The 24,863-nt window shown below is 62.3% G+C and carries 19 protein-coding genes; 9 read left to right on the plus strand and 10 right to left on the minus strand.

Annotated elements, in window-relative coordinates:
- Positions 1–130: 130 nt before the first annotated feature.
- From ACWTPI_RS34650 to zneB, 6 genes are all read right to left on the minus strand, one after another.
- Entirely contained in the window at positions 131–595 is a 465-nt protein-coding gene (locus ACWTPI_RS34650; protein ID WP_059414386.1) for a hypothetical protein, read from the minus strand.
- Complete coding sequence (yaaA, locus tag ACWTPI_RS34655) at positions 571–822, minus strand: peroxide stress protein YaaA (protein WP_370552864.1); 252 nt, start codon at positions 820–822, stop codon at positions 571–573. The genes ACWTPI_RS34650 and yaaA overlap by 25 nt, the downstream gene beginning before the upstream one ends.
- Before the next feature lie 228 nt (positions 823–1,050).
- Positions 1,051–2,724: a site-specific integrase gene (locus ACWTPI_RS34660; protein ID WP_059414381.1), complete on the minus strand. Its 1,674-nt coding sequence runs from the start codon at positions 2,722–2,724 to the stop codon at positions 1,051–1,053.
- A 1,135-nt stretch (positions 2,725–3,859) separates the two neighbouring features.
- Positions 3,860–5,338 carry an efflux transporter outer membrane subunit gene (locus ACWTPI_RS34665; RefSeq protein WP_059414379.1) on the minus strand — a complete coding sequence of 493 codons (1,479 nt, stop codon included), beginning with the start codon at positions 5,336–5,338 and terminating at the stop codon, positions 3,860–3,862.
- Positions 5,338–8,457, minus strand: coding sequence for an efflux RND transporter permease subunit (locus ACWTPI_RS34670; RefSeq protein ID WP_059414377.1), 3,120 nt, complete (start codon positions 8,455–8,457; stop codon positions 5,338–5,340). Before ACWTPI_RS34670 ends, ACWTPI_RS34665 begins: the two co-directional genes overlap by 1 nt.
- Complete coding sequence (gene zneB, locus ACWTPI_RS34675; protein ID WP_059414375.1) at positions 8,450–9,610, minus strand: zinc efflux RND transporter periplasmic adaptor subunit ZneB; 1,161 nt, start codon at positions 9,608–9,610, stop codon at positions 8,450–8,452. The genes ACWTPI_RS34670 and zneB overlap by 8 nt, the downstream gene beginning before the upstream one ends.
- A gap of 176 nt (positions 9,611–9,786) precedes the next feature.
- Between zneB and ACWTPI_RS34680 the strand changes: the two genes are divergently transcribed.
- Both ACWTPI_RS34680 and ACWTPI_RS34685 read left to right on the plus strand, forming a co-directional pair.
- Positions 9,787–10,464 (plus strand): response regulator transcription factor, encoded by a 678-nt coding sequence (locus ACWTPI_RS34680; protein WP_059414373.1) that lies wholly within the window; start codon positions 9,787–9,789, stop codon positions 10,462–10,464.
- 1 nt (position 10,465) lies between these two features.
- A complete protein-coding gene (locus ACWTPI_RS34685) occupies positions 10,466–11,881 on the plus strand; it encodes a sensor histidine kinase (protein ID WP_059414626.1) in 1,416 nt (471 codons plus the stop codon).
- A 546-nt stretch (positions 11,882–12,427) separates the two neighbouring features.
- Here ACWTPI_RS34685 and ACWTPI_RS34690 read toward each other — a convergent pair.
- Both ACWTPI_RS34690 and ACWTPI_RS34695 read right to left on the minus strand, forming a co-directional pair.
- The gene (locus ACWTPI_RS34690) at positions 12,428–13,048 is read right to left on the minus strand and encodes a class I SAM-dependent methyltransferase (protein ID WP_082079993.1); all 621 of its coding nucleotides are present in this window, start codon (positions 13,046–13,048) and stop codon (positions 12,428–12,430) included.
- A gap of 42 nt (positions 13,049–13,090) precedes the next feature.
- The gene (locus ACWTPI_RS34695) at positions 13,091–14,284 is read right to left on the minus strand and encodes an MFS transporter (protein WP_059414369.1); all 1,194 of its coding nucleotides are present in this window, start codon (positions 14,282–14,284) and stop codon (positions 13,091–13,093) included.
- A 100-nt stretch (positions 14,285–14,384) separates the two neighbouring features.
- Between ACWTPI_RS34695 and ACWTPI_RS34700 the strand changes: the two genes are divergently transcribed.
- Complete coding sequence (locus tag ACWTPI_RS34700; RefSeq protein WP_059414367.1) at positions 14,385–15,311, plus strand: LysR family transcriptional regulator; 927 nt, start codon at positions 14,385–14,387, stop codon at positions 15,309–15,311.
- A 33-nt stretch (positions 15,312–15,344) separates the two neighbouring features.
- Here the strand turns inward: ACWTPI_RS34700 and mnmH are convergent, their stop codons facing one another.
- Both mnmH and selD read right to left on the minus strand, forming a co-directional pair.
- Positions 15,345–16,406: a tRNA 2-selenouridine(34) synthase MnmH gene (gene mnmH / locus ACWTPI_RS34705; protein ID WP_059414364.1), complete on the minus strand. Its 1,062-nt coding sequence runs from the start codon at positions 16,404–16,406 to the stop codon at positions 15,345–15,347.
- Positions 16,403–17,476, minus strand: coding sequence for a selenide, water dikinase SelD (gene selD, locus ACWTPI_RS34710; protein ID WP_059414363.1), 1,074 nt, complete (start codon positions 17,474–17,476; stop codon positions 16,403–16,405). The genes mnmH and selD overlap by 4 nt, the downstream gene beginning before the upstream one ends.
- A 332-nt stretch (positions 17,477–17,808) precedes the next feature.
- On the opposite strand from selD, the gene ACWTPI_RS34715 reads away from it, so the two are divergent.
- From ACWTPI_RS34715 to ACWTPI_RS34740, 6 genes are all read left to right on the plus strand, one after another.
- Positions 17,809–18,096 (plus strand): CnrY/NccY family anti-sigma factor, encoded by a 288-nt coding sequence (locus ACWTPI_RS34715; RefSeq protein WP_082079991.1) that lies wholly within the window; start codon positions 17,809–17,811, stop codon positions 18,094–18,096.
- Positions 18,093–18,539: a periplasmic heavy metal sensor gene (locus ACWTPI_RS34720; RefSeq protein WP_059414361.1), complete on the plus strand. Its 447-nt coding sequence runs from the start codon at positions 18,093–18,095 to the stop codon at positions 18,537–18,539. Before ACWTPI_RS34715 ends, ACWTPI_RS34720 begins: the two co-directional genes overlap by 4 nt.
- Positions 18,536–19,111 (plus strand): RNA polymerase sigma factor, encoded by a 576-nt coding sequence (locus ACWTPI_RS34725; protein ID WP_059414359.1) that lies wholly within the window; start codon positions 18,536–18,538, stop codon positions 19,109–19,111. Before ACWTPI_RS34720 ends, ACWTPI_RS34725 begins: the two co-directional genes overlap by 4 nt.
- 73 nt (positions 19,112–19,184) lie before the next feature.
- Positions 19,185–20,441, plus strand: coding sequence for a TolC family protein (locus tag ACWTPI_RS34730; protein ID WP_059414357.1), 1,257 nt, complete (start codon positions 19,185–19,187; stop codon positions 20,439–20,441).
- Positions 20,438–21,631, plus strand: a complete 1,194-nt coding sequence (locus tag ACWTPI_RS34735) for an efflux RND transporter periplasmic adaptor subunit (protein WP_082079988.1) — start codon at positions 20,438–20,440, stop codon at positions 21,629–21,631. Before ACWTPI_RS34730 ends, ACWTPI_RS34735 begins: the two co-directional genes overlap by 4 nt.
- Positions 21,628–24,858 carry a CusA/CzcA family heavy metal efflux RND transporter gene (locus ACWTPI_RS34740; protein ID WP_059414355.1) on the plus strand — a complete coding sequence of 1,077 codons (3,231 nt, stop codon included), beginning with the start codon at positions 21,628–21,630 and terminating at the stop codon, positions 24,856–24,858. The genes ACWTPI_RS34735 and ACWTPI_RS34740 overlap by 4 nt, the downstream gene beginning before the upstream one ends.
- The last annotated feature ends 5 nt before the right edge of the window (positions 24,859–24,863 follow it).

Consider the following 24,863-nt stretch of genomic DNA (forward strand, 5'->3'; position numbering starts at 1 on the left):
CTCCCTTCAGGGAGGGGTTATTGACTGGCACGTACCTCATCAAATAGAGTTATATACTGAATTTATCATCCCACATACCCATGCGCCGCTTCGCGGCGAAATAGCGACAGATAACTCGAGGTCAAGCGGGCTAGAGGTGGCGAAGACAGACCCAACGGCCGACAACTGTGATTCCACCACCCCGCGTCGGCTCCTCAACATCGGCTTCGGCTGTCAGGCCGCGGGGACCAGCGAAGATTCGGCGGATGGTTGCCGATTTATCCGGGACTCCGCGCAGATGCGAGTAGCTGAGCCGAACTCGGTCGCCAACAACGAACCTCCCGGCCCGCCGGTAGCAGGGTGTACCGTTGGGCAGCACCCCGATCCGCTCCGATGGCTCGAGGGCGATATACCTCAGGAACTTGCCGAGCTGGGAGCGTTGCTCGCCGATGCCGCCGCGGGTTTCAATGAGGCCCGCGGGCTGTTGCGCGCAGTTGCGGTTGGTGACTGCCGCTCGCATCACGCGGCGATATTGCTCGCCGCCCGCCAGGAAGACTTCCCCAAAGCGGGCCGGCCAGGTCGCGCCGGCCATCACGACGTGGAGGTCCTCCAGCAAGCGCGACCATGCGTCATTCTGAGGTCATAGGGTGCAATGTGGGCGTCCGCGTCGATAAAGCCATGCAGCGCAGACAAGATAATGACGTGCAACTGCGAGTCCGGGCGGCGGTGGGCCCGGAAAGTCTCGTACATCACGCCGCGATACAACTCGATCGCGGGAGCGGCCTGATCGAGCTTTGTCGCGGAACAAGCCAGCAACAGCAACGGGGGAGGGGAGGCCGGCACGTCCGGCTCGAGGAGGGGTAGTCGTCCTTTTCGTGCAAAATCTGGCGGCTTCGTTCGATTTGTCCTTTTAGATCAACAGTTTGGAGATTCATGAATTTCGTGAGCGCTCTCCTTTTTGTGCAAAACCTGGCGGTTTTTCTGGTCGACCCCGAGTCGTGTATCAATAGGACTTGCTGGCCTTCAAGGAGTGCGGTCAGCTTGGGCAGCCGGTTAGCCTTGTGCTGCGGTTTAGGTCGTAAATGCCTGCCCGAACTGCCGCGCGCGCTTGACGTCGTCGGTGTGCAAGTAGATCGACGTGGTTGAGATTGACGCGTGGCGCAGGTTATCGCGCACCGCGCTCAGCTCGACGCCCTTGGCGAGTGCATGGGTGGCGTGGGTGTGTCGCATCCAGTGGGGAGTCGCACGGCGGAGTTTTTCGGCCAGGTCCGGATGGTCGTCCCCAATGACGTGGACTGCGAGCCTGAAGAACCGGCGCATGATTTCCCATAGGCGCAGCGCTGTGATGCCGCCATCTGCGCCGTCCAGGCTACCGATCACAGGCGTGGCCGGCTCCCAGCGTGCACGGCTGACAAGAAGTCCGCGCGCCTGCAGGTAGCGATCCAGCGCGACACGCGCCAGCGGTGTCAGGGTGACCCTTCCCGGCTTGCCGCCCTTGCCCACCACATGCAGCCAGTGGTCCCCGGCGGCATCGATTTCAATGTTGCCCAACGTGGCGCTAGTCAACTCGCTGATCCGCAGGCCGGTCGCGTAGCCGAAATCCAGCAGGAAGCGCAGCCGCTGTGCCGCCAAAGGCTGCCAGCCGTAAGACCATTCAAGTCCGTTGGCGATAGCACGGGTCAGCAGCAACTCCCCTTCCGTGAAGGCGTGGGTGGTCTCCTCCGCCATGGCGCGTTGACTGCCGCGCACCTTAATGCCCGCAAAGGGATTTGCGACGACATAGCGCTGCTCGATCAGCCAGCGGAACATGGCGTTGAGGACAGCGAGCGCATGGGCGACTGAGCGTGGCGACAGGTTATCGACGAACGGCCGCCAGTCCGGGGATGTGCGCGAGCGCGGTGGACCAACCCATCGCTCGCGTGGCGTCGGTTTGCGCAGGAATGTCCGATAATCCGTGGCATCCTTGGTCGTGAGCGATGACAACGCCTTGCCACGCGCGGCAATGGCCCACAGGATCAGGCGCTCAGCTTCCTTGCGGTAAGCACGCAGGGTGGCCGGCGATTCGTGTAGCGCGAGCCAGGCCTGGATAGCCTCATAGTCGTTTTCCACGCCCAGAATGCAGCTCGACGCGAGTGCCCGAAAAGCCCCGGCCGAGCCGTCGACATCGTGAGGCAACCGCAACTGTTCCCAGGGCGTCACAATCGACGTTCGCTCCGCGGCGATCAGGGCGCGAGCGCGTTCAGTCAGCGCCGGGTGCGCGGCAAAGAAGGCTTCGATTTTGCGGGCGCTGGCAGGCCCAAGTCCCGGAATGGCCGTCCACCACTGTCGCCGGCGCGGGATCCGCACGGTGAGATCGGACAAGGTCTCGATTCCCGTGGCGTGTAAGGCATCGACTGCACGTGCCGGCAGCCAGCGCGCGATTTCGTCGCTAATCTGTGGCGTGGGGAGCTGCAGCATGCGCAGTTGCTCGAGCGCCTGCGTAGCTGCCTTCGCATGCCGTTGACGTTGATCGGCCGGGCATTCGAACACGCTCGCCAAGTCCAGACGATGGCGTTGGCGAGCGTACTGGACGAGCTGCCGACGGATTTGCCCGATGAGCCCGCGTGCGGACCTACCGGGCTCAAGGCACTCGGCAAGGAAATGCGCGACCGCCTGGCGAGAACTCGCGCCTTCGTACCAGGCGCGCAGCGCGGCCAGCGCAGCGGTCTCGGGGAAGCCATCTGGGCTGGGCAGGTGTCGGGGCATTTCAGTGAGAGCGTGTTTTGTACCAACTTGATAGCACAAGGATAATAACTCTTATCTCTATAGATCTATGGGACCACGAGGAATCGGGTGCGGCGGGCCCGCTATCCCGGGCGCAAACCGCTGGACGATTGGGCCATGCAGGGCTTCCCAGGCGGCTGTGTGCCAAAACGATGCACGAGCGAGCTGATCGCCAAGATTTTTGCAACAACGCTGGTGGCTCAATGGGGCGAAATGTCTAAGTCAACATTTGTGATTGCAGCGAAGGCATCGAGCGGTCGGGAAACCTCGACGACCGGAGATAAACTAGAGCGCCACAGATTCCAGCGAATCTCTGATCGTCAAGGCGTCTCGGCGGGCGCCCTCCGATCGATAGATGGAGTATGAAATGCCAATATCTTCCTGGACCAGGCTAGCCGCGTCGCTCGTGACCGTAGCGTTCTCTGTCACTGCGGCTGAGACCACGCAGTCTGACCAGCATCCCGAATCTTCAGTCGTCAAAGAAGACAAGCCTACCCAGAAGTACGAGGGGCGGAAGCGGGAGCGGCGAAAGGAGCGGGAGGAAGCAAGATCTCACGATGAGCGAGAGCGGCCGGCCGGTGCATCAGAACCAAAGGCTAAATGACTGTCGCCTACCGGCCGCTTGGTGTCGCGGTGCCGCTGTGGCGCAACCCGTTACGGCGGACCAAGTCCGTTGTTGAGGTTGCTGGACGGAACCTCCTTTGAAGACGGGAAACGCTCAATTGCCAGCGCACAATCCTGGATATTGACGTAGACGCGATCGCCGGGAACGATCTGGAGCGAGTCTGGCACCGGAACTATCGCATACCGCGGTGGGGTAGCCCCCGCGTGGGGATGTTTGCGTGCGGTCTGTCGGAAGTCAACCTGAATCTCCGCGAACCGGTGGTCGCGATTGCCGCCGTCTGGCATGTTCCGGCGGCAGTCGATGCCGGCGAACGCCAACTCTGCAGCCGATCCAACCTTTAGAACTTCGCCGATGCGCCAGCCTTGTCCGAACGCGTACCTCTCGTCAAAGAAGGAACATCCGCTAGCGAGTGCAAACCACGCCAGCAATACTGGCTGCAAAATTCTCCATAGCTGATGCTCTCGTAGCATAGCGCGCGGCAGCACCCGCTTATCAGCCGTTTGCCACATCCTTGCCTGCCTCTTTCCACCAATCGCCGCCTAGCGCTTGGATCAGCGCCACCGTATCCGCGTAGCGGTTCGCGCGCGCCTGCACCAGCGTGATTGACGCCTGCCGGTACGTCTGTTCGGCCAGCAGTACGGCTGGGTAGCCGATCTGTCCGGCCTTCCACTGCTGCTGCGCGATGTCAAAGCTTCGGTACGCGGCGCGCTCGGCATCGTATGCCATCCGCAGGCCTCTGGCATCGGCTTCGATCGCATGCAGCGAGTCCGCCACGTTCTGGTACGCCGTCAGTACGGTGCTGCGGTACTGAGCGGAGGCCTGCTTGTAGGCCTGCTCCGCGGCGCGCTGCTGATGCAGCAGCATGCCGCCCTTGAAGATCGGCTGCATCAGGCCCGCCGAAATCCCCCAGAAACCAGTGCCGGACGTAAAGAGATCGCTCAGCGATTGCGACGAACTGCCCAAGCTCGCGGTCAGCGTGATGTTGGGCAGGCGGGCCGCTGTGGCCACGCCGATCTGCGCGCTGGCCACATGCATCTGTGCCTCGGCCGCGCGAATGTCAGGGCGTTGGCCGACCAGCCGCGACGGCAGGCTCAGCGGCAGCGTCCCGGGCAGCGTGAGCGATTCGAACTCGAACTGCTGGGGAACGGCATCGCTCGGTAGTCGCCCTGTCAGCACCGCCAGCAGGTTGCGTTGCTGGGCGAGCTGCTTCTCAAGCGGCGGCAATGTAGCTTCGGCCTGGGCCAGCGTGGCCTCCTGCGCGGCCACTTCGGCGGCACCAACCTGGCCCGTGCGCTGTTGCTTGCGCACCGCCTCGAGCTGACGAGTGGACAGCGCGATGACGTCGTGCGTGGCGCGGATCTGGGAACGCAGCGACGCTTCCTGGATCGCCGCGTTCACGACATTCGACGTCAGCGTCAGATACGCCGCCTGCCACTGGAACCGCGCAACATCGGCCTGCGCCACGCCTGCCTCTACCTGCCTGCGCGTACCGCCAAACACATCGGGCACGTACGAGACACTGAGCTGCGCGGTGTGCAGCGTGAAGAGATCACTGTTATCGGAGAGTGGACTCGCAACGATCGTCGCGATCTTCTGGCGCGACGGCGTGTACTCCGCGTCGACGCTGGGGAAGAACGCGCCGCGCTGCGCCGCCAGGTTCTCGCGCGTCACGCGCAGCGCTGCCTCCATGGCCTGCAGATCCGGATTGGCTTGCAGCGCGGCTTCCACCAGCGAGTTCAGCTCGCTGGAGCCAAACATCGTCCACCATTGCGCCGGAACCTCCTGCCCCGGAGCGAACTGCTGCGCCTGCCCGCCGTCGGTGGCCGCCGACGCGGTCTCGGCCGGCATGGCGGTTGAGGTATAGCGGCCGGTGTCCGGCGCGAGTGGCCTCTGGAAGTCCGGGCCGACCGCGCACCCGGCGGTGCCGAACGCCAGTAGAGCAGCCAGGTAAACTGAAGTGATTCTTGCCATTACAGTTTCCCTTTACTGGCAGGGACATATCCGACGGGTTCTTCTGCCCGCGCCCGCTGCGCTGCGCGCGCTTCGATCAAGTAGTACAGCGCCGGCAACAGCACCAGTGTCAGCACAGTCGCCGTGATCAGTCCGCCCACCACCACCGTGGCCAGCGGGCGTTGCACATCGCTGCCGAGGCCGTGCGCAAGCGCGGCCGGAATCAGGCCGAGTGCCGCCACGGTTGCCGTCATCAGCACCGGCCGCATCCGTTCACCCGCGCCGCGGATGACGGCATCTTTCAGGCTCAACCCGGGCATATCGCGCCAGCGGTTCAGGTTGGCGATCATGATGATCGCGTTCAGTACCGCCACGCCGAATAGCGCGATAAAGCCCACGGCCGACGACACGTTGAGCGTCATGCCGCGCAGATGCAGCGCAACCAGACCGCCGAGCGTCGCCAGCGGCACCGCCATCAGGATTAGCGCGGGCTGGCGCAGGTTCTTGAATTCGCCGAACAGCAGCACAAACATCAGGGTCAGCACCATCGGCAGAATCACGGCAAGTCGTGCCTGCGCGCGCTGCTGATTTTCGAACTGACCGCCCCAGGCCACTCGGATATGGGTGCGGTCATACGGAACCTGCGTGTCGATGCGCTCCCTGGCGTCATCAAGGAACGAGGCGAGATCCCGTCCGCGCAAATTCAGACGCACGGTCAGGTGGCGCTTACTCATTTCGCGCGTGATGGTGGTTTCGCCTTCGGCAAGGCGGATGTGTGCCACCTGCGCCAGCGCCACGTGTGCGCCGCTTGCGGCAGTCAACGTCAAGTTGCCGATCGCTTCCGGATTGTTGCGCGCGCTGGTAACGAAGCGCGCCACCACGTCATAGCTGCGGTCCTCCACAAACACTTGCGTCACCGGGCTCCCGCCGATACCGCTCTGGATCAGTGCCATCACGTCGGCGATATTGATGCCGAGCCGCGCCGCGGCAGCCCGATCGACGTCGATGCGAACCTGCGGCAACGGCGGTTCCTGGTCGATGATCACGTCCTGTGCGCCTGGTACCTCCTTCAATACGCGGGTAATCGCGTCAGCAACCTGCCGGGTCTCGACGAAGTCATTGCCGTACACCTTCACGACGAGGTCGCTGTGCGCGCCGGCGAGCTTGTCCAGCACGCCGTCGATCATTGGCTGCGAGAAGCCGACCTGCGTGCCAGGCAATTCTTGGAGTCGTCGCGCCATGGCCTCGATGAGTTGCTGCTTGTCGCGGCCGGTGGTCCATGTGCTGTAGGGATGCAAGGTCACGGCCGTCTCGATGTGTGAGGGCGTGAATGGGTCCGTGCCCTCGTCGTTGCGGCCGACCTGTGTAACCACATGATCTACCTCGGCAAACTCCATGGTCGCTGCACGCAGGTTGTTCGCCATCTGGCCGGCCTTGTCGAGCGAGATTCCCGGCGGCAGCGTCACCTGCAGCCAGATTGAGCCTTCATCGAGATACGGCAGGAAATCGCGACCGATGGTCGCGCCCAAGACCATTACGCCTACCAGCGTGGCCGCGGCAATGCCAAGCGCCATCCGCGAACGCCCTACCAGGCGGTCAAGCACGGCCTCGTAGCGGGGTGCGAGCCAGGCCAGCACGGGGTTGTGAAAGACCTTGCGCGGCTTGCGATAGGCCCAGTAGGCCAATCCCGGTATCAGGAGCAGCGCCACCAGCAGTGCGCCGAACAGCGCAAAGCCTACGGCGAACGCCATCGGCGAGAACAGCTTGTACTCGATACGCTGGAAGGCGAACAGTGGCAGGTAAGCCGTGATGATCACGACCATGCCGAAGAAGATCGGACGTGCCACCTGCAACACCGAATGCATAATGTCACGGCCGTGCAGCTCGCTCTCCGCGTCTTCCTCGCGTCGGCGCAGGATGTTCTCCATCACCACGATCGCGCCGTCCACAATGATGCCGAAGTCGATCGCGCCAAGCGAGAGCAGATTGGCCGGAATTTTGAAGTGGTGCATCAAGATGAACGCCATCAGCAGCGACAGGGGAATTGTCACGGCCACGATGATCGCCGCACGCGGGCTGCCCAGGAACAGCAGCAGCACCAGCGACACCAGCAACATGCCTTCCAGCAGCGTCTTGCCCACCGTGTGCACCGTGGCATCGACGAGATTGCTGCGGTCGATATACGCCACCACCTTGACGTCCTTCGGCAGGATGTTCTCGTTCAGGTCGCGCACGGCCTCATGAACGCCTTCCATCACGACCGATGGATTTTCGTTCTTGAGCAGCAGCGTGATGCCCTGGATCGTGTCCGGGTTTTTGTCCATGCCCAGGATGCCGTGCCGTTCCGGATTGCCCAGCACAACGCGGCCGAGATCCTTGACCAGCACAGGCACCCCGTTCTTCTGCGTGACGACGATGTTGCCGAGGTCGTCCAGATTGCGGATCAGACCCACGCCGCGGACCACCATGCCCTGTTCGCCACGGTTGAGGATGCTCCCGCCGGCATTGGCGTTGTTCTGCGAGATCGCCTGCGTGATCTGGTTCAGCGAGATGTTGTACTTCGACAGCATCACCGGATCGAACTCGAGCATGAACTGCGTGGTCAGGCCGCCGAAGTTGGCTACATCCACCACGCCTGCTACCTGCTTCAGCCGGGGAATGACCTTCCAGAACTGGAGTTCCGACAGCTCGCGCAGATCGCGCGTCTTCGAGACCAGCGTATAGCGGTAGATCTCACCGATCGGTGAAGTCAGCGGATCGAGCGACGGCTGTGCGCCGTAGGGCAGCGACACGCCGCTGATGCGCTCCTGCAAGCGCTGGCGCGACCAGTAGTCTTCCGCGCCGTCCTTGAACACCACTGTGATCAGGGACAGGCCGAAGGTGCTCTTGGAGCGCATCACGTGCATGCCGGGCACGCCCATGATCTCGCGTTCGAGCGGGATCGTGATCTGCTGCTCCACCTCCTCGGCGGCCAGGCCGTTGACCTGCGTGACCACCTGCGACGTGGTATCGGCAATGTCCGGATACGCTTCCAGTGGCAGTTGCTTCCACGCATACAAGCCGTACAGCGCGACCATCGCGAACACCAGCACGACGATACCGCGCCGGTTGAAACAGAGGGTGACAAGACGCTCAATCATTCAGCAGCACCCCTTCCTTCACCACCACGCGATCACCCGCGGCCAGGCCAGACTTCACCTCCATGCGGCCGCCGACCTGCGCGCCAAGCTTGATCACGCGCGGCTCGAACTGCCATGGCGCCACTTCGACAAACGCGCGCGTGTAGAACCCGCTCTGGACGATGGCCGACATCGGCACCACGATGCCTTCGTGCGACTGCGCCAGGAACGTGGCCTGCGCGAACATGCCGGGCTTGAGCCTGGCGTCAGGGTTGTCGAACACCATGCGCACCTTGGTCGTGCGGGTATCGGCGTCGAGGATATCGCCTACGTAGCGCACCTTGCCTGGCTGCAGCTCGCCGTAGGCATCGAACCTGACAGTGGCCGACTGGCCGACGTACACGTGGCCAAGGTCCTTTTCCTGCGCATTCGCCGTCACGAAGACATGGGAAAGATCCGCCACGGTCATCAGTGATGCGGTGGCATCGTTCCAGTAACCGCCGGTGGCGGCGTTCAGTTCGACGACGCGGCCACTGATCGGCGAACGCACGGTCAGGATATGGCCGCCACCGGACACCTGCGCCGTGGCACCACCCTTGGCGCCGAGCTGGGCCAGGCGCGCGTTGGCCCGCTCGGATTCGCTCGCAGCCTGATCGTAGTCGCTCTGGGCCTGTTCAAAATCGCGCTTCGCGGCGATCTCCGATTTGTCGAGTTCGCGCTGGCGGTCCAGATTGCGCCGCGCCATCGTCAGCGCGGCGCGCGCCTTGGCGGCGTCGCTGTTCGCCTGCGCCAGGTCGGCCGAATCGATCGAAAACAGCACGTCACCGGCCTTCACCGAGTCGCCAAGCTGCTTGTTCAACGTGACGATACGTCCCGCCAGCGGCGGCAGTACCTTGACCAGCTTGGCCGGGTCCGCCTCGACGATGGCCGGCAGGTCGAATGGCGCTGCCACAGTTTCGCGGGTGACGGCAGCCACCACTAGAGTGCGGCGCAGCGGCGAGTCGGCGGGCACGACCAGGCGCTCACCTTCATGGCGCACGGCAACGGGAGGTTCAGCGCGCTTCTGTTCTTCCTTGACGCGTTGCGCCCAGATGCCTGCACCACCGAGACCCAGTACGATCAGTGCGGCAAGCCAGTAGGCAGCGCGCCCGGGAAGGGCTGGCCTGTTTTTCATTATTTACTCCGAAGCCGATGTGTAGAAAGATATGAAACCAACACATGCGGGAATTTTCCGCCATGGTACGCATGCCACTGGCGAGGTATCCTGAATTCTTCTTCAGGGAGAGCGGCACGCCCTTGCGGCCAACAGGTGCACTGCTAGAATCTGTCCCGACCTTGAAAGGCAGGCCCATGAGGATCCTATTAGTGGAAGACGACCAGAAGGCAGCACGCCTGCTGGCCCGCGGTCTGCAGGAAGAAGGCTACGTCGTCGAGATTGCGCATTCGGCCGAAGCTGCTGGCGCCTGCGACAGCGCGGCCTTCAACCTGGTGATCCTCGACTGGATGCTGCCGGGCAAGAGCGGCGTGGCGTATTGCCAGGAACTGCGCGAGCAGGGCGTGCGGACACCAATCCTGATGCTAACTGCGCGCGACGCGCTCACCGACCGCATCGCCGGCCTGGACACCGGCGCCGACGACTACCTGACCAAGCCCTTTGTATTCGAAGAGTTGCTCGCGCACGTGCGCGCATTGCTGCGCCGCATGAAACTGGCACAACCGGCGCTATTGTCGCAGGACGACCTTGTCATCGATCCACAGCGGCGGATTGTCACGCGCGCTGGCGTGCGGCTCGTGCTGACACCCAAGGAGTACGCAATCCTGGTGCTACTGATCGAACGCGCGGGCGCAGTCGTGAGCCGTGCCCAGCTCGCGGAGCACATCTGGCATGCGGACCTGATCGCTATCGATAACCTGATTGACGTACACATGAAGAATCTACGCCGTAAGCTCGACCCACCCGACATGCCGATGCTGATCCAGACGGTGCGGGGCCAGGGATTTCGGCTTGTGCCGGCGGGAGCCCCCTGACGTGCTGAACTTCCGGCAGCGGCTGGTCCTGACGCATTGGGCCGTCATCGTCGTGATCGTTGCTTGCGCGGCTTTCGCCGGGTGGTGGCAGCTTTCCCGTCTGGTACACGGACAACTCGATGCTGCGCTGCTGGCTCTGGCAGAAACCGAGGCCGGAATGCAGGCCGAAAGCAACCAAGGGGTGGTCCGGTTGCATGAGCGCCCGCGAGGGGAGACACCGCCATCGCTGATGCGCCTGGATCGTCTGGTGCAAATCGTCAACGTAAGGGGCGAGGTACTGGCGCGCAGCACCAACCTCGGCGATGCCAGCCTGCCCGTGCCACCCATCTTGCTAACAGAACTCGCATCAGGGGGACATGAGATATTCCAGACGCTGCCAAGCTTCGGTGAAGAGCCGATGCGTATGGTGTCTTTTCCCTCGGTGGCGAATGGCAAGCCCATCATTATCCAGGTGGCGGGCTCGCTGGATGACGTTCACAACGTGCTCGAATCGTCAGCAATCCTGTTCGGCATCATGGCGGCAGCACTACTGGCCGCCGTCGGAGCGGCCGGTGTTGTGCTGACGCGGCGCACGTTCAGCGGTATCAACGACGTTGTGAAGAAGGCCCGGCTTATTAGCGACACAAACCTAGGCGAGCGTCTGCCTCATCCGGGCACGACAGACGAGATCGGGCAGCTTGTCAACACACTGAACGCGATGCTTGATCGCCTGGAACACGCGTTCGACCAGCAACGGCGCTTCACCGCCGATGCGTCGCACGAGTTGCGCTCGCCGTTGTCACGGTTACGTACCGAGATCGAAGTGGCGCTGCGGCGCCGGCGCGAAAGCCAGGAGTACGTAGACACTCTACGTTCCTGCCTGGACGAAGTCGGTCGCCTGACACGTCTGATTGAGGAATTGCTGATGCTCGCGCGCTTCGACGCGGGCCAGGATCGCCCGACTGGCGAGGCGCTGGCGCTAGACGCGTTGATTGCGGAGACGCTGCTGCGTGCAGGCCCGGCCGCTCGCGAGCGGCAGGTCCATTTTGTGGTGCACATCGATGCAGCGGCCAGCACTAAGGTGGCACATGCATCGGTCAGCCTGGCCCTGGCCAACCTGGTGGACAACGCGCTGAAGTTCGCTCCGCCAGGCAGCAAGATCACGGTCGGCTGCACTGCCGACGCACAGGGCGCCCTGCTAGAGGTCGTTGACGAAGGGCCCGGCATTCCGCAAGACGAATTGCCGTACCTGTTCGACCGGTTTTTCCGTGGCGCAGGCGCGCGGGCATCGGAAAGCGAGGGGGTTGGCCTTGGCTTGGCCCTGTCGCAGTCCATCATTCACGCGCAGGGCGGGCATATCGAGGCGGCCAACGCACCTAGCGGCGGCGCGGTCTTCACGGTCAGGATCCCACTCGCGCATCAGGAGATCAAATCTTGATGAACCTGACGGAGAACTCAGTGTACTCGGCGGAACCAGCTTGGTAAGCTCCGTCCGTCACAGCGAACTTGGGGAGACCCTCAAATAGACAGTTGTTCTAGTGGATCTTCGAAGCAAAGTTAAGCAAGCCACCCGTATCCCTTTTGCCGCTGGCTTGCCGTCGAACCATCGCACATGCTGGGCAGATTCGCCTGCCGCGGGTGCCCGTGGACGGGGCCGCCGCGCGGTCGTGACCTTGCTGTTTCCGAAGTAGCGTGCCTCGCGACTAACCGCTCCTAACGGCCGTTCAGGATGGCAATGCGGCCTTCTCGGGTATCGGCCTGAGTGGCAAATACTGGCTGTGGATTCGGCCGGTCTCGGCCTACCGGATGACAGCAGTCTTGGCCTGACGGCTCTGACCGACCATTCTGCGACATTGAGGGCTGTAGTCATGAATGTCCGCTGCCGATGTGTATTCGGCCGATGGGCAAGTAACACTATGTAGGATGACTAAGGGATGTGACTCGCACCCGCAACGGTTCCTGCTGTTCGCTCGCACATGGGAGTTCATCCAGCTCGCTTGCGGCATAAGCAATAGACGAACTCCTGAGAACTGCCCCATGGCGTCAGATGGTGCTCGGACTTATGTTCCATAAGCTCGAAAGCATCGCCGAATTGGCTGTGCAGAGATTCTGCGGTGTAGCGTTGGACTGGCAATCCACTGCACTGTGTCGGGCCATTCGCACCAAAGGACCCGACAATCGCCCAGCCACCTTCCTTTAGCGCATGCATGACCTGCTCTACATACCTCGCACGTTGCGATGGCTCGGTGAGAAAATGGAATACAGCTCGGTCATGCCAGACGTCGAATTGGTTGACGGGCAGATCCATTTCCAGCACATCGCCTTCCAGCCAATGCACGCGGGATGCGCGCGAGCCCAATCGCTCTCGACAGACCGCGAGTGCTTTCTCAGAAATGTCATTGACGGCGATGCTGGCGTAGCCGCTGTCGAGCAAATCATCAACCAAAGTTGATTCACCGCCGCCGATGTCGAGGATGCTCGAAGTGGGAGAACTGCTCGCGGCCTGGATGTAGGCGAGGGACGTCTGAAGGTGTGGCGCATACCAACTAACCTGGTCTGCCGTTTTGTGCTGATAGACGTCTTCCCAATGCGATCTATTGGTCATGGTGTCCTCTTCGAAATGCTTGTCGTGTGGCGACGTCCTTGCTCAGACTGACTGCGTGCCCTGCCAGTTTTGCTCCTTGCGTCGCTGCGCCGAGAGCCAAAACAGTGCAAGCGCCGCCGCACCGAGCCATGGCAACAGTAGCAGATTCATCGTCTGCCAGCCGAATAACTTCAGTAGTCCACCCGCGCCAAACGAACACGAGAGTCCCACGGCAAAAATCGTCATGTCGTTGGTAGCCTGCGCCCGGCTCTTCTCGGTAACCGAATAGGTTTCAGTCAGCAGGCTCGTGCCACCGATGAACAGGAAATTCCATCCGACACCCAGCAATACGAGCGCGCTTGCGAACGACGCGAATCCCGTGCCGGACGAGGTGGCCAACACATGCGTCGCCAGCAGGCACACACCGCACAGCATGACGCGAATGGCACCAAACCGGCCGATTAACGTCCCGGTGAAAAAGGATGGCAGGAACATTCCTAGCACGTGAAACTGGATGACGGTTGCGGCGTCTGCGATGGCGTGATGGTGATGGACCATGGCGAGCGGTGTCGCCGTCATGGCCAGGATCATGACACCGTAGCCAGTCGTTGCACCAAACAGTGCCACCAAATAGGAAGGCTGGCACACAATGCGCAACCACGGACGTCCGCTGTCGGCCCCGGTCGCTCGCGTGGCCGCTTCGCGGGGAATGTGCAAGAAGCTCAGTACGCCAATGGCCAAGGTGGAAACAAGGGATAGCAGCAGGAATGAGCCGGCATACATCGCCGGCAGCATCGCACTACCGAATCTGGCGAGGGCCGGGCCCAGCAAGGCTGCGATCACGCCGCCTGCCATTACCAGCGAGATCGCCCGAGGGCGGAAGGCCTCGGTCGCTACCTCGCTCGCCGCGAAACGATAGAACTGCGCAAAGGCTTGGTAGACCCCGACCAAAAACGTGCCGAACGCCAACATTGCAAGCGATCCCGACATCACGCCATAGGCGGCCGCCATGCCGCCAGCCAAGCCGCTCGTAGCGCCTGCGACGAAGCCGGTGCGGCGCCCGGCCCGTGCCATCCATGCCGATGCCGGAAACATCATGGTGGCCGTACCGAGGAACATCGTCGCGATTGGCAGCGTCGCCAACGCAGGGACTGACGTCATCTGGCTACCCGCCAGCGCGCCGACAGTCATGACGAGGACCGACGCGGTCTGGAATAGGGCTTGCGCAATGGCCAGCAGGAAGACTTGTTGCCGCATAGAGCAGAAAATCCGGATCGGAATGCTGAGGCTGGCAGTATGCAGAGCATACGTTTATTATTCAAACGAATAAATTTACGAGGGAATCTCAAATTTTCTAATGGACCGCATCCCGATCGATATCCGTCACCTGCAGACGCTGGTTGCGCTGCGCGACAGCGGCAGTGTGTCGAAAGCGGCAACATGGCTGCGGCTTACGCAGGGTGCGTTATCGCATCACATCAAGAATCTGGAGGACTTTTACGGCGTGCCGCTGTTTGTGCGCAAGTCCACACCGGTGACCTTCACGCCCGCTGGACGGCGACTGCTGGAAACCGCGGACAAGGTCATTCCAATCTTGCACCAGACGACCCGCGATCTCGTCCGGCTGGCCAAGGGCACTACCGGCACGATGCGCATTGCCATTGAGTGCCATACCTGCTTTGACTGGCTGATGCCGGCAGTAGACGCTTTTCGCGCACGCTGGCCCGAAGTCGAGGTGGACCTGGTATCCGGCTATCAGTCTGACCCCGTCGGACTGCTGCATCGTGGCGATGCGGATCTGGCGATCGTATCGTGCAACGATGCCGAGGCAGGCGTCGACTATCGTCCGCTGTTCCGCTACCGGATGGTGGGACTGGTGGCCAACGATCATCCCCTGGCGGCCAAGGAATTCCTGGAGGCCGAGGATTTCAGGCACGAGACGCTGATTACATACCCTGTGGAAGAAGATGCACTGGACGTGGTGCATCAACTGCTGCGCCCTGCAGGGATTACGCCGACACGCCGCACCACCGAACTGACGGTCGCCATCCTGATGCTTGTGGCCACCCGACGCGGTATCGCTGTCTTGCCGCGATGGGCCGTACAGAACTACCTGCAGCGGCAGTACGTCACGGCTAAACCGCTGACCCGTGACGGACTGATGTCGGAAATCTGGGCGGCAACGTTACCGGCGGACGACAGCCGTCCTTACATTGCGGAATTTGTATCGCTGATTCGCGAGACAGGCGCGGCCGCATTGCCAGATATCGAACTGACGGGCTGATAACCCGTCGAGCTAGAGGACCTGCTTACCGCTCTATTTTGCGCGGCGCATCTTCACGCGTTCAACAATTTCGCGTGCGAGCGCTTCGATGTCTGGCTGCGAAAGGCCCTTGGCTGCGACGACAAACCTGTCTGGCCACGCGTGAAAATGCCTGCCCTGCGAGCGTGCGTAGGACGGGTCATAGTGGCGGGAAGTCAGTTGGGCGAATAGTTCCGGCAGCTTGCCCGCGCGAATCAGATCGTGCCAGACGGCGACGGTCGCCTTTCCGTGCAGTGGGGTGAGTCGTCCGACTTGTTCGGCAAGCCAGTCGGGCCGTTCGCCCAAATAGGCGTAGTCCTTTAGCAGGAACGCAATGCGAGCCGGTAGAGGCGCGTCAATTTCCAAACAAGAGCTCTCACGCATACGGGTAACCAACGGCACCGGGAGGTTGATCTGCCCGATACGCGGACTTTCACCTTCCACGTAGAGCGGACGGGACGTGTCGACACGTTCAAGAGCGTCAGCCAGCATGGTTTCGAAACCGGTCTGTGAAGGCTGCCGGATATCGGGAAGTGCCCCCAGAAGCGAACCCTTATGACGTGCCAGTGCCTCAAGGTCCAGTACCTGTTCGCCTAGCGCTGCGAGTGCCTGCAGCACACGTGTCTTGCCGCTGCCGGTGGCCCCGCAAATCACGACGAGCGGCAATGTAGGCGCTTGCAAGTCGATCGTGTCGATGACATGCCGGCGCCAGGCCTTGTAGCCGCCGGCAAGTTGCTGGGCGTCCCAGCCCACCATCCGCAGCCAGGTCGTCATGGAGCCGCTGCGCAACCCTCCGCGCCAGCAATACACCAGAGGACGCCAGCCCTCGGGACGATCGGCGAAGTGCGTGTGCAAATGCCGCGCCAAGTTCGCTGCCACCATGGCGCCGCCTACGCGCCTGGCTTCGAATGCGCCCACCTGCTTGTAGAGCGTGCCGACAATGTGTCGCTCCTCATTGTCGAGTACCGGGCAGTTGATCGCACCAGGGATATGGTCGAGCTCAAATTCCGCCGGCGAGCGTGCATCGATCAATGTATCGAACGTCCGGCGTTCGGGAATCCGTGCGACGGCTTTCATACGATTATCGTCAGGCCCGTAGGTCCGGCGCGCATCTGGCCCACGACGGCTGCTTCGGCAAAACTGTGTTCGCGAAAGACGGACAAGACCTTGTCCACCGCGGTCGGCGCGCAACTGACGAGCAGCCCGCCGCTCGTTTGTGGGTCGGTGAGCACCGCCTGGGCAATGCCGGGCAAGTCCGAAGGCAATTCGACTTCCGCGCCGTAGCCCTCCCAATTGCGGCGGGAGGCGCCGGTGATGCAGCCCTGTTCTACCAATGTCTGCACGCCAGGTAGCAACGGCAGGTTGGACCAGTCCAGCACTGCTCGCAATCCTGCCCCACGGGCGAGCTCGAGCGTGTGACCGGCAATGCCGAACCCGGTCACATCGGTCATCGCATGGACCCCGTCTATTTCCGCCAATGCGATGCCGGGCGTGTTCAGGCGCGTTGTTGTGTCGATCAGCCGTGCGTACCCATCCTGGTCCAGGTTGCCCTTCTTCAATGCCGCAGACATGACGCCGACACCCAGCGGCTTGCCGAGGATCAGGACATCGTCCGCACGTGCATCGCGATTGCGTCGGATACGGGAGGGGTGCGCCAACCCGATTGCCACCAGCCCGTAGATCGGCTCCACCGAATCGATGGTATGACCACCGGCGATCGGGATACCGGCGGCGCGGCAAATGGCCTGGCCGCCTTCAATAACCTTGCCGATGACTTCGAGCGGTAATTGGTTGATCGGCATGGCGACAAGCGCCAGCGCCATGATCGGACGACCGCCCATGGCATAGACATCGCTGATCGCGTTCGTGGCGGCGATCCGGCCGAAGTCGAATGGGTCATCGACGATCGGCATGAAGAAATCCGTGGTGGCAATGAGCGCTTGATCCGCATTCAGTTGGTACACCGCCGCGTCGTCGGCGGTCTCGATGCCAACCAGCAATTCCTTGGGTACAGGTAACGCGGCGCTGCCGCGCAGAATTTCGGAGAGTACGCCGGGGGCAATCTTGCAGCCGCAACCGCCGCCGTGTGAAAAGCTGGTCAGGCGCACGGAAGGCGTCTTAAGCGCGTCGGAATTGTTAATGGTCATTAGAAAACGATCCCCGGCGAGGCCGGAAAAAGCCGTACTTTACAGGAACCACTTTGGTTGCCCCCGCGATTGCTACACCTCCACGATTGTCGGCCTTGACCCTGTAGTGGCTACAGGTTTTATCGTCCTGGCATGCTATCGATGGCAAAGGCGAACCGCCCGTATTGTCGGAAGAGTGGCCGGTCGACGAAGCGCAAGACATCAAGCGGATGCTTCTGGCACGGTTGCCCTTGATTGCGCAGACAAAAGAGAGGGAGATTTTCTAGCTCTATCCGAGGGTATGCCTTCGCAAAGCCGTAGGAAGAGGTGTGGGATCACAACGGAGATTTGCGATGACAGGCCTCGACCACTGGTTGAGTGATGCACGAAAAGTGACGCTAAATGCATCTAAAGGACTTGATGCTCGCGGCATCAAGGATCGCATTGCTGCGGAGCCGACACAAGCCGCGCTGGTCGCGCGGCACGACGTTTGGCGTGCGCTTTGCTGTAGCGCCACCGCGGCGCTCATAGCATTTATCGCGCTAAACCAGGTCGGGTTGCGCGTGCTGGACAAACCGGGGCCCACCTGGGTCGCGACACCGTCGGCTGCGTCACCCTTTGCCCTCCTGATCGGGAAGTGATGAATTCTCGCACTCGACGGCTTTCCGTCTCAACGCTGATTGGAGCGCTTCTCGGTGTCGCCATTGCGGCGACATGGCTCTATATCTCGCACCGACACGACGCCGGGCACACCGACCTACATGAAATCCTGCATGAGGCGGTGCCGCTCGACGCCAATGAACGCGAGATTCTGCAGCTCAAGGAGGATGCTTTCGCACAGCGCAGGCGCGACATCGAGACGCGCTTGCGTGCGGCCAACGGCAAGCTAGCCGATGCCATTGCAAGGAACCCGAGCTGGACTCCTGAAGTGGAAGCGGCCACACAGGACGTGGAGCGTGCCGCTGGGGATTTGCAGCGGGCGACGCTTGTCCACGTCTTTGAGATGCGGGCCGGACTCAAGCCAGAGCACCGGCCCGCCTACGACCGGGCTCTGGTCGATGCGCTTCGCCGCGGGTCCCAGTGAGTCCAGCAGATGTCGACGGCATCCTTGTCGGACAGGCCGCGTCTGGCAACCAGCGTGCCTTTGGCGAGCTTGTCGAACGACATGGCGTGGCGCTGGCCCAGGCCGCCCGCAGCTTCGGTATTCCCGAGACGGATGTCGATGACGTTGTTCAGGACACATTCCTGGCGGCATGGCGCGCCTTGGACGATTACGACAGCGAGCGTCCGTTCCGCACCTGGCTGTTTCGAATCGGGCTGAACAAGATGCGCGACCTCTATCGTTTCCGGCGCGTCAGGCAGTTCCTCTTCGGTGCCGAGGATATCGGCGCGATCGAAGCCACTGGGGGAATGTCGGACGGTGAGCCTGGGCCGGAACGTCGGCTAGCGGCGCGTCGGGATCTTGCTCGCGTTGTGGAAATCCTGGGAAAGCTGGACGCCGCGTCGCGCGAAGCCATTGTCCTGACTTCCATCGTGGGCATGTCGCAACCGGAGGCCGCCGCCGTGCTTGGATTGAGTCCAAAGGCAGTGGAAAGTCGCATCGCTCGTGCCCGAATAAAGCTCTCGGCCCTGCTTGAGCGCGACGCAGGAAAATAGTTCGCCGGTTTGCGAGGGAATCTCCGGTCGCGCCGCGTATTGATAAAAGTAGCAGAGCTTACGACTCATCCAGATGACCCAGGTAACCTTGTTCACGCCGGCCAAAGTGCGCTACATCGGCGCCGTCTTGTGGCTCTTGGCTTCGCCGCGAGGGACCGCGGCGGAAGCTCCGCCTTATACCGTCCTGTTGCAGCAATCAATGGCAAGCGCCCCGGCGATGATGGCGCAGGCCGCCACCGTTCGCGCTGCCGATGCCGATGCCAATCAAGCACGCGCCTGGCTTAACCCACGGATCGATACGGTCCTGGAAAACCTCGGCGCACCGTCAAGCGACGGCACGAACCAGCGTCAGAACACCTACTCGATTACCCAGCCATTTGAGGTTGGTGGCAAGCGGGGCGCACGTATCGAAGCTGGGGACCGCAACTATGCCGCAGCGCAAGCGCGTGAGCGCCTGGCCCAAGTTGCTTACGCGGCGGAATTGGCGGTTGCCTACGCGGCTGCGGAGGCCATGGCCGGCCGGATGGCGCTGGCCACCGAAAACCTGGCACGTGCGAACGAGGAGTTCACCGCTGCGCGCGCGCTTGTGCAGGCCGGAAAGGAAGCAGCGCTGCGCAGCGCGCAAGCGCAGGCCAGTGTGGCGGCCGCTCAGGCGGCGCAGGCCGCCGCCGACAACGACGCCACGCAGGCGCTGGCGCGGCTGTCGGCCATGACTGGAGCTGCCGAACCGTACACCTCGGTGTCCAGTTCCCTGCTATTGACACAAGGCACCGTGCCGACCGCGGCACTCCCTGGACAGGAGGCCCCGACCGTCGCTGCGGCAGAGGCCGAGCGCAATGCGCTGGATGCGCAGGTCGGCGTGGAAAGAAAGCGCTGGATTCCGGATGTGGGTGTGAGTGCCGGCGTGCGTCGCTATGGATGGACGAATGCGAGTGGCTATGTCGTCGGGGTGACGGCATCGATTCCCCTGTTCGATCAAAACCGCAATGGCATCAATGCAGCCGTGGAACGCGTTGCGGCCGCGCAGGCCAGGCTCGACAACGTGCGACTGGAAGCCGCAGCGGCGCGACGATCCGCCATCTCGCAGGTCAGCGCAACGGATCGCCAGATCACCGCGGCCGAGGAGGGTGAAAGGGCGGCAGCGGAGGCCTATCGAATGGGCCGCATTGGTTATGACGCTGGCAAAACACCGCTGATGGAATTGCTTTCCGTCCGGCGCGCCTTGCTGGAGGCAAGGCAACTCACAATTGACGCGCGCCTGGCGCGCGTGCGCGCACTGGCGGCGCTTGCCCAGGCGGACGGTCGCCTGGCATTCGAGGACACCAAATGATGAAGAACAAGCGTCAGTCTGCAAACTGGCCGGTAATTGCAGGCGTGGCTGCGGTCGCAGCGTTGATGGGGTTCGGCGCCGCACGCGTGCTGCTGCCGGGGCATGGGCCCGGTCCCGACAAGGCTTCCGATGCGCAAGCCGCATCAGAAGCGGCGGCAGCCAAACCGGCAAGTCCGCGAGAGGTTCGGATTCCGATCCCCTATCTGGCGGCGGCAAACATCGTCGTGGAGCCGGTCGCCAGTGTGGCGGTGGGCTCGGAGATTCTGGCGCCCGCCTGGGTCGCGGCGGTACCGGGAGGCGAGGCTGTGATTGTGTCCCGCGCGGCAGGCACGGTGCTGCGGGTCCAACGTCGCCTTGGCGAGGGCGTGCGCGCCGGTGATGTGCTGGCCACCGTCGAAAGTCCGGAGGCTGCCGCGATGGCTTCGGAACGCCGGGTGGCACAGGCTAAGGCGGATCTCTCCCGCCGGACCTATGAGCGTGAAGCCAGTCTGTTTCATCAAGGCGTGACGCCGCGCCAGGAAATGGAATCCGCCAAAGCGGCACTGGAGGTCGCGCAGGCCGAGGCGCAGCGTGCCACAACGGTGGCCGAGGCTGCGCACCTGACAAGCGATGGCCGGGCGGTCGCGGTGGTCAGCCCCATCGCCGGCAAGATTACTGCCCAATCGGTGACGCTGGGCGCGTATGTTGCGCAGCAGACCGAGCTGTTCCGCGTGGCTGGTCTGGGCGCCGTGCAGGTCGAGGCCGCCGTCACTGCAGGGGATCTGGACCGTATTTCACCGGGTGGCCAAGCCGCGATCCTGCTTTCCAACGGATCGCCATTGGCGGCAAAGATCCAGGCCGTCACGCCAACCGTGTCGGGCAGTGCACGCGCGGCCACGGTCGTCGTGATTCCGGAGCAGCCTTCGGACCGCCTGGTGGTAGGCGAAGGTGTCCAGGTTCGCTTGCGCGCCAAGGCAAGCAACAATGGCGAGTTGTCCGTTCCCGACGATGCTGTACAGAACATTGATGGCGCCGATGCGCTATTCGTGCGCACGGAAAATGGATTCCGTGCGCAGCCCGTTCTGGTCGGTACGCGTAGTGGCGGCATGGCGCAGATTCTTTCCGGTGTGCGCGCCGGGGAGCAGGTGGCAACGCGCAATGCCTTCCTGGTGAAGGCGGAGATGAACAAGTCGAGCGGGGAAGACGAATGATTGGCAGCATCCTCAGCGGATCGGTTCGCTACCGATGGCTTGTCCTGTTCCTGACGATCGTCATCGCCGTGATCGGTGCCTGGCAGCTCAAACTGCTGCCGATCGATGTGACCCCCGATATCACGAACAAGCAGGTGCAGATCAACACGGTAGTGCCAACGCTGAGCCCCGTCGAGGTTGAGAAACGCGTGACCTATCCGATCGAGACCGCTATTGCGGGGTTGAACGGCGTCGAAAGCACACGGTCAATGTCCCGCAACGGGTTTAGCCAGGTCACTGTCATCTTCAAGGAAAGCGCGAACCTCTACTTCATGCGCCAGCAGGTATCGGAGCGACTGGTGCAGGCACGCCCCGGCCTGCCTGTAGGCGCCGAGCCGCAGATGGGTCCGGTTTCGACGGGTCTGGGCGAGGTATTCCACTACAGCGTGGAGTATCAATACCCTGACGGCCAGGGCGCACCGATCAATGACGGGGAGCCGGGCTGGCAAAGCGATGGAAATTTCTTGACCGAGCGCGGGGAACGGCTTGAAGACCGCGTGTCGAAGCTCGCATACCTGCGCACCGTGCAGGACTGGATCATTCGGCCGCAGTTGCGGACAACCGCTGGTGTGGCCGACGTGGATTCTTTGGGTGGCTATGTGAAGCAGTTCGTGGTGGAGCCTGACGCCGCAAAAATGGCCGCATATGGCATCTCATACGGCGATCTCGCCCAGGCGTTGGAGGACGCCAATCTTTCGGTGGGTGCGAACTTCATCCAGCGATCGGGTGAATCGTACCTGGTGCGTGCCGATGCGCGCATCAAGTCGGCGGACGAGATCTCGCGCGCCGTGATCGCCCATCGCCAGAACGTGCCGATCACAGTTGGGCAGGTGGCGTCCGTCAAAATTGGCGGAGAACTCCGCTCCGGTGCGGCCAGCCGCAATGGTCGGGAAACAGTGATAGGCAGCGCACTGATGCTGGTCGGCGCGAACAGCCGTACGGTGGCGCAGGATGTTGGCGACAAGCTGGAAAAAATCTCGAAGACGCTGCCACCTGGCGTAGTCATCGTTCCCACGCTTAACCGATCGCAATTGGTGACCGCCACGATCGAGACCGTCGCAAAGAATCTGGCGGAAGGCGCGTTGCTCGTGGTCTTGATCCTGTTCCTGTTGCTGGGCAACTGGCGTGCTGCCGTTATTGCTGCACTGGTGATCCCATTGTCGATGCTGGTCAGTGCTATCGGTATGAATCAGCTCGGCATCTCCGGCAACCTGATGAGCCTGGGCGCACTGGACTTCGGCTTGATTATCGATGGCGCCGTGATCGTGGTCGAGAACACGCTGCGACGCCTGGCGCAACGCCAGCATGAGGAGGGGCGACTGCTAACGCTAAGGGAGCGTTTGAACGAAGTCTTGCTGTCGTCACGGGAAATGCTCCGACCGACGATCTACGGGCAACTCGTGATTTTCCTGGTGTTCCTGCCATGCCTGACATTCCAGGGGGTGGAAGGAAAGATGTTCTCGCCGATGGTGTTGACGCTGATGCTGGCGCTGGCGTCCGCATTCGTGCTGTCACTGACGTTTGTGCCTGCCATGCTGGCCGTGCTGCTGTGCAAGGAAGTTTCCGAAAAGGAAGTGAGGGTGATCGTCGCCACCAAGCGGTGGTACCGCCCCTGGCTGGAGCGGGCGGTGGTGCGACCGATTCCGTTCGTCGGCGCTGGCTTGCTGGTGCTGGCACTGGCGGCGGTTGCGTTCGCCTTCGTCGGTCGCGAGTTCATGCCAACGCTTGACGAGCAGAACCTTAACCTGTCCTCCGTTCGCATTCCATCGACATCGATCGATCAGTCTGTGGCGATCGATCTGCCACTGGAGCGCGCCGTACTCTCGCTGCCTGAAGTCAAGACCGTGTACTCCAAGGCGGGTACCGCCAGCCTGGCAGCCGACCCCATGCCGCCCAACGCATCCGACAACTACATCATCCTCAAGCCGAAGAATGAATGGCCGGATGGGGTGACGACCAAGGAACAGGTGATCGAACGTATTCGGGAGAAGACGGCACCGATGGTGGGCAACAATTACGACGTCACCCAGCCCATTGAGATGCGCTTCAATGAACTGATCGGTGGCGTGCGCAGCGATGTCGCCGTGAAAATCTATGGCGAGAATCTCGACGACCTCGCTGCCACCGGTCAGCGCATCGCCGCCGTCTTGCGCAAGACACCGGGAGTCTCGGACGTACGCGTACCGCTGACCAGCGGGTTTCCCACCTTCGACATCGTCTTCGATCGCGCCGCCATTGCACGCTATGGGCTGACGGTGAAGGAAGTGGCCGATACCGTATCGGCAGCGATGGCGGGCAGGCCAGCAGGCCAGATATTTGATGGCGATCGGCGCTACGACATTGTCATCCGCCTGCCAGGCAACCAGCGGGAGAACCTCGATGTGCTTGGAGCGCTTCCCGTGATGCTGCCGGCTGTCACGGACCAAGCGCACGCTTCCGTACCGTTGCGGCAGCTTGTCGAGTTTCGATTTACGCAGGGCCTGAACGAAGTGAGCCGCGACAACGGAAAGCGTCGCGTGTATGTGGAAGCCAATGTGGCGGGGCGTGACCTTGGCAGCTTTGTCGATGACGCGGCTGCGCGGATCGCGCGCGACGTCAAGTTGCCGCCTGGCATGTACATCGAATGGGGTGGCCAGTTCCAGAACCTGCAAGCCGCAACCAAGCGACTAGCCATGATCGTGCCCGCGTGCTTCTTGCTGATTGCCGTGGCACTGTATATGGCGATTGGCAGCGCGATGTTGACCGCGACCGTTCTGACCGCCGTGCCGCTGGCATTGGCTGGAGGCGTGTTCGCGTTAATGCTGCGCGGTATCCCATTCTCCATTTCCGCAGCGGTGGGTTTCATCGCTGTATCCGGCGTCGCCGTCCTGAACGGTCTCGTCCTGATCTCTGCCATTCGCAAACGGCTGGAAGATCAGGCGACGCCCGACGCGGCCGTGATCGACGGCGCGATGGAGCGGGTACGACCGGTGCTCATGACTGCATTGGTGGCATCGCTGGGCTTTGTGCCCATGGCTATCGCGACGGGAACGGGTGCGGAGGTGCAGAAGCCACTGGCAACGGTCGTGATCGGTGGCTTGATCACGGCCACCGTGCTTACGCTCTTCGTCTTGCCCGCGATCTGCGGCATGGTACTGCGCCGACAGGGAGTGGCGAGTGCGGGGCGCGACGAACTAGCCGAAGCTTAGGAGGT

The organism is Cupriavidus ulmosensis (assembly GCF_977008105.1).